General features: G+C 67.5%; 9 protein-coding genes. 3 read left to right on the forward strand and 6 right to left on the reverse strand.

The genetic code is table 11. The annotated features are described in order from the left end of the window. The first annotated feature begins 32 nt into the window (after positions 1-32). Together NRB20_RS22175 and NRB20_RS22180 are read left to right on the forward strand one after the other, a co-directional pair. The gene (locus tag NRB20_RS22175; RefSeq protein ID WP_153412027.1) at positions 33-872 is read left to right on the forward strand and encodes an alpha/beta hydrolase; all 840 of its coding nucleotides are present in this window, start codon (positions 33-35) and stop codon (positions 870-872) included. 9 nt (positions 873-881) lie between these two features. Further along, positions 882-1,343, forward strand: coding sequence for a 6,7-dimethyl-8-ribityllumazine synthase (locus tag NRB20_RS22180; RefSeq protein ID WP_153412028.1), 462 nt, complete (start codon positions 882-884; stop codon positions 1,341-1,343). A gap of 52 nt (positions 1,344-1,395) precedes the next feature. On the opposite strand, the gene NRB20_RS22185 is transcribed toward NRB20_RS22180, so the two are convergent. The 5 genes from NRB20_RS22185 to NRB20_RS22205 form a co-directional block, all read right to left on the reverse strand. Further along, positions 1,396-2,661 carry an RNA polymerase sigma factor gene (locus tag NRB20_RS22185; RefSeq protein WP_319945256.1) on the reverse strand — a complete coding sequence of 422 codons (1,266 nt, stop codon included), beginning with the start codon at positions 2,659-2,661 and terminating at the stop codon, positions 1,396-1,398. Then, on the reverse strand, positions 2,658-3,053 hold the full coding sequence (locus NRB20_RS22190) for a YciI family protein (RefSeq protein ID WP_153412142.1): 396 nt from the start codon (positions 3,051-3,053) through the stop codon (positions 2,658-2,660). Before NRB20_RS22190 ends, NRB20_RS22185 begins: the two co-directional genes overlap by 4 nt. A 131-nt stretch (positions 3,054-3,184) precedes the next feature. Next, the gene (locus NRB20_RS22195) at positions 3,185-4,399 is read right to left on the reverse strand and encodes a serine hydrolase domain-containing protein (RefSeq protein WP_153412029.1); all 1,215 of its coding nucleotides are present in this window, start codon (positions 4,397-4,399) and stop codon (positions 3,185-3,187) included. A 50-nt stretch (positions 4,400-4,449) separates the two neighbouring features. Then, on the reverse strand, positions 4,450-5,745 hold the full coding sequence (locus NRB20_RS22200) for an MFS transporter (protein ID WP_319945257.1): 1,296 nt from the start codon (positions 5,743-5,745) through the stop codon (positions 4,450-4,452). A gap of 47 nt (positions 5,746-5,792) precedes the next feature. Continuing rightward, a complete protein-coding gene (locus NRB20_RS22205; RefSeq protein WP_153412030.1) occupies positions 5,793-6,200 on the reverse strand; it encodes a VOC family protein in 408 nt (135 codons plus the stop codon). 133 nt (positions 6,201-6,333) lie between these two features. Between NRB20_RS22205 and NRB20_RS22210 the strand changes: the two genes are divergently transcribed. Next, positions 6,334-7,083: a Uma2 family endonuclease gene (locus tag NRB20_RS22210; RefSeq protein WP_194289960.1), complete on the forward strand. Its 750-nt coding sequence runs from the start codon at positions 6,334-6,336 to the stop codon at positions 7,081-7,083. An 83-nt stretch (positions 7,084-7,166) separates the two neighbouring features. Here the strand turns inward: NRB20_RS22210 and NRB20_RS22215 are convergent, their stop codons facing one another. Further along, the gene (locus NRB20_RS22215; RefSeq protein WP_153412032.1) at positions 7,167-8,540 is read right to left on the reverse strand and encodes a bifunctional lysylphosphatidylglycerol flippase/synthetase MprF; all 1,374 of its coding nucleotides are present in this window, start codon (positions 8,538-8,540) and stop codon (positions 7,167-7,169) included. Positions 8,541-8,961: the final 421 nt, after the last annotated feature.

The following is an 8,961-nucleotide window of genomic DNA, read 5'->3' on the forward strand; positions in this document are numbered from 1 at the left end:
CGGCAGCGGGCCGACCCAGGGAAAGGATCGCGATGACGCAGGGCGAGACCGGTGAGTTCGAGGGGCGGGGCGGGCGGGTTTTCTGGCGGGCCTGGGTTCCCGGGGACCGGGTGCGCGGGGTGGTCACGCTCGTGCACGGGGTCGGGGAGCATTCCGGGCGGTACGAGCATGTCGGAAAGCGATTGGCGGACAACGGTTTCGCGGTGTACGCGCTCGATCACATCGGGCACGGGCGTTCGGGTGGGCGCCGGGCGAACATCGATTCGGTCGATGGTGCGGCCGACAATGTGGCGACGCTGCTGGACCTGGCTTCGGAACGTCATCCGGGCGTGCCGCGTTTCGTGCTGGGCCACAGTATGGGCAGTCTGATCACGCTCCATCTGGCCACGCGCGCCCCGCTGGACGTCGCCGGAATCGCGCTGTCCGGACCACCGCTGGACATCCCCGCCGGTAACGCCCTGCAACGCGCACTCGCCCCCGCGCTGAGTCGCTGGGCACCGAATCTTCCGGTACTACAACTGGATTCGTCGATGATCAGCCGCGATCCGGAAGTCGTGCGCGCCTACGACACCGACCCCCTGGTCTTCCACGGCAAGCTCCCCGCCCGCACCGGCGCGGAGATCCTCCGGGCCGCCGCGACCGTCTCCGCCCGCCTCGACCGGCTGACCGTCCCGACGCTGGTCCAGCACGGCACCGCCGACGCCCTGGCCGCCCCGTCCAGCGCAGACCTCATCGAGCAGCGCGCGGGTGCGAAGGACCTCACCGTCATCCGCTATCCGGACTTCTACCACGAGATCTTCAACGAACCGGAGCGGGACGCGGTGCTCGGCGACCTGGTCGGGTGGTTGGAGAAGCATCTGACCACCCGGTAGCATCCGGCCATGAGCACTCCCACCGAGGGCCGCGTCGCCTTCATCCGCGCCAGCTGGCATCGGCCCATCGTGACGCAGGCGTACGAAGGGTTCCTGGCCGAGTATCGCGACCTCGGCTTCGATCCGGCGACCGTCGAGGTGTTCGACGTGCCCGGGGCGTTCGAGATCCCGCTGCACGCCCAGCGGCTGGCCCGCACCGGGCGGTACCGCGCGATCGTGGGCGCGGCCCTGGTCGTGGACGGCGGCATCTACCGGCACGACTTCGTCGCCTCGGCCGTGATCGACGGGCTCATGCGAGTGCAGCTCGACAACGACGTGCCGGTGTTCTCGGTCGTGCTGACCCCGCACCACTTCCACGAGCACAGCGAGCACGTCGAGTACTACACGAAGCATTTCGTCACCAAGGGCGCGGAAGCCGCGCGTGCGCTCGCCACGACGGTCAGCTCGTTGGACAGCCTGCCGGTCAACTGATCCAACGGATTTCGAGCCCGTCCGCGGCAACGGATCTGTGACGCACGGTGTTTCACGGGTCGACGTGATCGGCCGGCGTGACCCGCGAGGCTAGCCGATCGGCACAACCGTTCAGATACCGTTGCTGCGGCAGGGTTTTGGCCTGCTCGGCGGCCTTACGATAGGTCTCGCGCGCGGATTCTCGCTCACCGAGCAATTCCAGTAGATGCGCACGCACGGCATCGATCCGATGATCTCCGGGCAGGCGGACCGCGAGATCCTCGACCAGCTCCAGCCCGACCCGGGGACCACGCGACATCGCCACGGCCACAGCATGATTCAACGCGACGACCGGATTGTCACCGAGCGCCAGCAACCGTTCGTACAACGCGGCGATCTGCGGCCAATCGGTAGCGGCGTAGTCCTCGACCTCGTCGTGCACAGCGGCGATCGCGGCCTGCAACTGATAGGCCCCGACCGGACCGCGCGGCAGCGTCTCGGTGATCAGCGCGATGCCCTCGGCGATATCGTCCGCGCGCCACAGCCTTCGGTCCTGCTCAGCCATCGGGATCAGCTCACCACCCGCACCGATCCGCGCCGGACGTCGCGCATCGGTCAGCAACATCAACGCCAGCAGTCCCGCAACCTCACCGTCATCGGGTAGCAAACGATACGCCAACCGAGCCAATCGGATTGCCTCGCTGGATAATTCGTCCCGATACAGCATCGAGCCGGTGGTCGCCGAATACCCCTCGGTGAAGATCAGATACAGCACGTGCAGCACCGTGCCCAGACGTTCGTCGCGCTCGGCCGCCGAGGGTGGCGCGAACCGCACCCCGCTGTCCCGGATGGTGGTCTTGGCCCGGCTGATGCGCCGGGTCATGGTCGCCTCCGACACCAGGAACGCCCGCGCGATCTCACCGGCCGACAGACCGCCGACCGCCCGCAACGTCAACGCGATCTGCGAGGGCAGCGACAACGCCGGATGACAGCACATGAACAGCAGAATGAGCGTGTCGTCGGCGTCGGCGGGCGCGCGATCCGCGGGCGGGGCCACCAGATCCCGCGGTGACTGCCGGCCCGCGACCACGTCCTCGCGCCGCCGCCGCGCCTGATCCCGGCGCAGCAGATCGGTCAGCCGCCGACCCGCGACGGCGATCAGCCAGCTCACCGGTTCGGCGGGAACCCCCTCGCGCGGCCACTGCGTGGCGGCGGCCAGCAACGCCTCCTGCACCGCGTCCTCGGCGGTGTCGAAATGCCCGTAGCGGCGGACCACCGCACCGAGGACCCGCGGCGTCGCATGCCGCAGCAGGTCCTCGATCTCGGTGCGGGAGTTCACAATTCGTCGGCCGACTCCGCGATCGGCCGCACATCGGCGTAGGCGTCGGCCACGGCCGCGGCCGGACCCGGGCAGTCCCGCAGCCGCTCGGCGATCTCGGTGGCGCGGTCGAAACTCGCGACGTCGACCACCCAGTATCCGGCGAGCACCTCCTCGGTCTCCGCGAACGGGCCGTCGGTGACGAACGGCGTCCCGTTGCGATTGCCGATCCGGCGGGTGTGCACGGGCGCGGTCAGCCCGCGCGTCTCCACCAGTTCCCCGGACGCCTCCAGGTCCTGGTTGAACTTGGTCATGAACGCGTGCAGTTCCGCGAAATCCTGCGGTGACCAGGTCGATTCCGCCGACCCGCCCATTCCGTCGTAGTCCCGCTGCGATCCGTAGCTCAGAATCATGTACTTCACGGCGATCTCCTTCCGACCGGCACCCCTGCGGTGCTGTCACCAGGTACGTCGAAGCCGATCCCCATTCTCGGACATCGGCTCGCAAATTCCTCGGATCGGGGCGAATCGGTGCGGCCGGGCCGTCAGTCCCGCAACGCGCGATACGTCAGGTTCAGGAAGTCCTCGCCCAGCGGAATCTGCCAGTCACCGGCCACGATGATATTGCTGACCTGCACGAACAGCAGTGCGGCCAGATCGTGCCGCGGATCGGCGATCCAGCAGGTGCCGAAACCGCCCGGCCAGGACACCGTGCCGATGTCCGGCCCGATGCCGTCCTGCCGGATGCGGACCTGCACGCCGTAGCCGAAACCCTGTTCGTCCCACATGGTCTGCCCCAGCGGCGGGTTGAACGGCGGATCGGTGTGCTGGGCGGGGGTGAGCCGGTCACGCGCCATCGTCTCCACCGTGTCCGCGGTCAGGATCCGGGTTCCGTCGAGTTCGCCGCGGCCGAGGATCATCCGTGCGAAGCGAGCGTAGTCGTCGAGGGTGGAGATCAGGCCCGCACCGCCGGAGACGAAGCGCGGCCGCTGCGCCCACCGCGTCGTGTCGGGATGATCGAGGACATCGCCGTCGCGCGAGTAGAGCACAGTGAGACGTTCCCGTCCGGATTCGGGCACCACGAATCCGGTGTCCACCATGCCCAGCGGCTCGAAGATGCGTTCGGCCAGCACCGTGTCGAACGGCTGCCCGGTGATCCTGGAGATCAACACACCCAACACATCCGAAGACGTGTGATACCGCCACAGCTCGCCGGGCTGCGCGATCAGCGGCAACTCACCGAGCCGCCGCATCCACGCGTCGGGATCCAGCGATTCGACGCCGGGGATGCTCAGGGCGGTGCCGACCGGATCGGCGGTGAGCGAGAACAGTTGCGGCGCAAGGGCGGAACGTCCCCAGCCCAGCCCGAACCGGTAGGTGAGCAGATCCTCCAGCGTGATCGGCCGGGACGCGGGCACGACATCCTCGGGCGCGCCCAGCGGATCGCGCATGACCTTGCGATCGGCGAGTTCGGGCAGCCAGCGATCCACCGGATCGGACAATCCGATCAGCCCCTGCTCCACGAGTTGCAGGGCGGCGACCGCGGTCACGGGTTTGGTCATCGACGCCATCCGGAACAGCGCGTCCCGCCGCATCGGCCGCCGCGCCTCGCGATCCAGCCAGCCCGCGGAATCCACCTGAACGAGCTCCCCGCCCCGATGGATCATCGCAACCAGACCCGGGACCTCACCGCGCTCGACGTATCCCGCCAGCGTTTCGCTCAGCAGTGCCAGACCGTCCGCCGAAAACCCGTTCGCCACAACAGTTCCCTTCCTTCACCGTCGAGAGCGACAACCGGGTTCGCGAGCGGTTATTCCCGCCGCCGCAACGCGAGCGCGCCCACCCCCGCGAGCACCATGTACACCCCGACCACCCACAGTCCGGCGCGCTGGGTTCCGGTGAGGTCCCGCAGCCAGCCGGTGATGTAGGGCGCGGCGAATCCGCTGATATTGCCCAGCGAGTTGATCAGCGCGATACCGCCGGCCGCGGCCGCACCGGACAGGAAGGTGCTCGGCAACGCCCAGAAGGTCGGCAGCGCCGCGAGCACCCCGACCGCGCACACCGTCACCGCAGTCATCGCCGCGAACGGATTGCCCAGGTAGAGCGCGATCGGAATGGCCAGACCGCCGATGATCGACGGCAGCGCGACATGCCAGCGCCGCTCCCCGGTCCGGTCGCCGTGCCTGCCCCACCACACCATCGCGACCGCGCCGATCACGTACGGCACCGCCGTGATCAGCCCGCGCTGTACCACCGAATAGTGGGTGCCGTACTGCTGCTGGAATCCGGCGACGATGGTCGGCAGGAAGAAGCCCAGCGCGTACAGCCCGTAGGCGATACCGCCGTAGATCGCGGCCAGGCCCAGGATGCGCGGATGGGTCAGCGCCCGCCGCAACGTCCAGTGCTCGGCCGCGGCCAGTTCGGCCTCCTCGCGCGCGAGTTCGGTTGCGAGCCACTCCCTTTCGGATGCGTTCAGCCACCTCGCCTGCTCGGGCCGATCGGTCGGGTAGAACCAGGTGAGCACGGCCAGCAGCAGCGCGGGCACGCCTTCGACCAGGAACATGAACCGCCAGCCGCTCAGCCCGACCAGCCCGTCGCCGTACTGGATCACCAGACTCGACAGCGTCGAGCCGACCGCCGTCGAGATCGGCACCGCCACCATGAACATCGCGACGATCCGCGCACGATACCGCTGCGGGAACCAGTACGTCAGATACAGCAGGATGCCCGGAAAGAAACCCGCCTCGGCCACACCGAGCAGGAACCGCAGCACGATCAGCGCGGTCGCGTTCGGCACGAACACCATCGCGGTCGCGATCACGCCCCAACTGAGCATGATCCGCGCCATCCACCGCCGCGCCCCGAACCGGTGCAGCGCCAGATTGCTCGGCACCTCGAGCACCAGATACCCGAGGAAGAAGATGCCCGAGGCGAATCCGAACACCGTCTCCGACAGCGCGAGATCGTGTTTCATCCCGCTCGGCCCGGCGAACCCGATGTTCACCCGATCCAGATAGTTCACGAAATACAGCAGGCCCAGGAACGGCACCAGGCGCAGACCGACCTTGCGCAGCGTGGTCCGGGAGACATCGGTGGCTTCGAACACCCGGGTAACTGTCCGTGTCCGGATTGCCGACTGTCAAGGAGGGCGGATTACTCGGGTGGGTAAACGGCGATCTCGACGAGGTTGCCGTCCAGGTCACGGCAGTAGTGCGAAATCATCTGCCCCAGCGCACCGGTCTTCACCACGGGCCCCTCGGTGATCCGCACCCCGCACGCGGTCAGATGCCCGTGCACCTGTTCGGGCGTAGCGCTGGCGATGAAACACAGATCCTCGGACCCGGCCGCGACCACCGCCCCGGTCAGCCACGCCGGATCGTCCGCCGCCATCGCCACCGGTCGCAGATTGATCTTCTGCCGCCCGAACACCAGCGCCGTACGCCCGGCGGGCCCGAACGTCTCGATCCGCATACCCAGAACCCGTTCGTACCAGGCCGCGGTAGCCGCGACATCGCGGCAGTTCAGCACGATGTGATCGAACCGTTCAACGGCAAATCCCATGTGCCGCACGCTACTCCACTCATCTCGAGCTTCCGGCGCTGGACCGGTCGCCGAATATCGACCGCGCCTACGCCGGTCGCACCGCATACCCACGGTTCCTGCCACCAGGTATGGCCGGCGGCGAGGACGATATTTGGATGGAGACCGGAACACGCGCGAAGGTATCCGATGGCTGCGGAGATCGGTTGCGCTGCTCACGTGTGAACTAGCCTGGGGTGGCGGGCTGCCTTCCCGCATGACTGCTGTAGGAGGAAAAATGCCGGCTGTGGATCCCCGCGGCGAACAGCGGCTGACGGCTGAGGAGTTCCTGGCCGCGGACCCCGGAGACCTTGCCGCGCGGTTCGGCGGACCATTCGAGCTGGTGGATGGGCTCGTGGTGCGCTGTCAGGCACAGAGTCGAGCCCACGACCGAGTGATCCACAGGCTCCGCCGGGCTCTCGAGAACGCGCACACGCCGAACGATCCGTGCCTGGATACCGAGTCGGACACTCCTGTTCGCTTCCCCGACGCGCACAGCGTGAGCGTGCATCGTCGAGCGAACTTCCGGTTTCCCGACCTCCTGGTCATCGACTGCGGCCGATGGGATGCGACGACGGTCCTGCCGCACATCCGCATGGTAGTGGAAGTGGTCTCCCCCGACAGCATCGGCGACGATACCGAGTACAAACGAAAACTCTACGCCCGCACAGGGATTCCCGTGTATCTGGTGGTCCACTTCGCCGATGATTGGGAAACCGTCGAGCGGATAGACGAGTTCCGTCTCGACTGGTCCAACAAGCGGTACGCGCTGCACCGTGAGCATTGGGACGAGCTCCTCCTGGAGGAGCCGATCAAGATGCAGTTGTCGTTCACCGACCTCGATGGTGTGCGCCGCGAGAAGTGATCCCGTCGCCCGGGTGAAGATTGCCCTGTCCGCTGGTGGCGATCGAGCTCCGACGGGCGGGCCGCTCGGGCGGCCCGCCCGGCTCAGATCTGCTTGCGGTGCGGGACGAACTCGAGTGTCAGCAGCGCGGCCGCGGTGAACACGATCTCGCGCCAGCGGATCAACACGAACCGCTGATTGCCGAACGAGTTGAACTTGCGCAGGAAACGGAACAGCGATTCGAGCCGGATCATCGGATCCAGGACCCGCGCCAGCAGGTACAGCGCCTGGCGCGAACGGGTGCGGTCCGTGTCGCTGTACAGCTCGGGGAAGGCTGCGAAGGCCAGCGAGATGCGGTGCACACCGCGTTCGCGGCCGTATTCGACCAGGTCCACGATCATGCGTTCGTCCAGGCCGTTGGGTGCGTCCTTGCGCCGCCACGGCACGTCCAGGCTCAGTTCGCTGCCGCGATTCGCCTCGCCGTAGCGCTGGAATCCGACCACCCGGCCGTCGCTGTCGCGGGCGATCACCACCAGCATCCCGGGATGACGACCGTCCAGCAGATGATCCAGGATCATCGAGAAACCGCGGGTCTGCCGCCCGTGATGCCATTCGTCGACGATCGCGAACAGCGTCTGGCGCAGCGCCTCGCTCAACTCCCGCTCGGGAATGACCTCGGTGCTCACCCCGAAGTTGCGGGTGCGGCTCACCGCCTGGCGCAGATTGCGGAATTTGCGGCCGACCATATCGAAGCCGTCGACCTCGACGACCACATCGCGGCCGATCGGAATCGCGTGCAGCCCACGGTGTTCCGCGGCCCGGGTCCGCCACATATCGCACACCTCGGGGCTCGCGCCCAGCACCGCGATCCGCCAGCCGTGCGCCATGGCGAAGTCGGAGAACTCCGCGACGAGCGTCCCGAAGACCGCCCGATCGCCGATCGGATCACCGGCCACCACCGCGATGCCGAAGCGGGTGCGGTAGCCGATGGCCGCGGCGGAGGTGGCGTCGAAGAAGTAGGACTTGGACGAATGCATCGCGAACGGCGCGAGCGGATCGCCCGTGGTCGCGTCGACCAGCGCCGCGATCCGCATCCGCTGGTCGGGCTGCGGCCGCGAGCCCTGCGGCAGCATCATGATGAATCCGGTCGAGGCCAGGAACACGAACCCGACCGCCGGATGCGCCGAGCGATACGCGATGTTCGACATCCCGAGCACGATCACCGCGATGGTGACGTGCGGCAGCGTGATCGGCCGCCGCAGATGCAGCCCGCGCGCGACGAACAGCCCCGACAGCGAGGCGGCCACGAACCAGCCGCGATCCACGCCCTCGCGCGAGGCCCGATCCGCGGCGTACACCAGCACCACGCCGACCAGCAGCAACACCACGATCAGCGGTAGTCGCACCGCCCGGGTCGGCGTGAGCACCACCTGCCGGTAGGTGCGATAACCGGCCACCGCCGAATTGATGTCCGCCATGTCAGCGCCCCCGCTGGGGCGAGCATTCGAGCCGGTGGGCGTGCGTCACGTCCACGAACATCCTCGACATGGTGGTCCTCCCGATGGTCGCGTCCTCACGAACACACTATGCGGAACGCAGGTTCCGGGTTCCTGGACCCCATGAGCTCGGCGACTTCTTCCGCCCGTCGACCCCGGTGATTCCCTCGTCTCGGCACCCACCCGCCGACCCGGACACGACTCGGCGGCGCAGTTGCATGCGCGTCATATCAACCGATACCGCGAGAAACTTGTTCCCCGCAATAGGTTTATGTGTTGCCCCACACTGCAATCCGAACACAATCCCAAACTAGCAAACAACAGGCAATCCACCCACCGATTCCCACATCCGCGCCGCTCCAGCGGAACTCATTGCTGCTCCAGCGAATCCATCAGGCAGGCC

Source organism: Nocardia macrotermitis (genome assembly GCF_009604405.1).
GTDB lineage: Bacteria > Actinomycetota > Actinomycetes > Mycobacteriales > Mycobacteriaceae > Nocardia > Nocardia macrotermitis.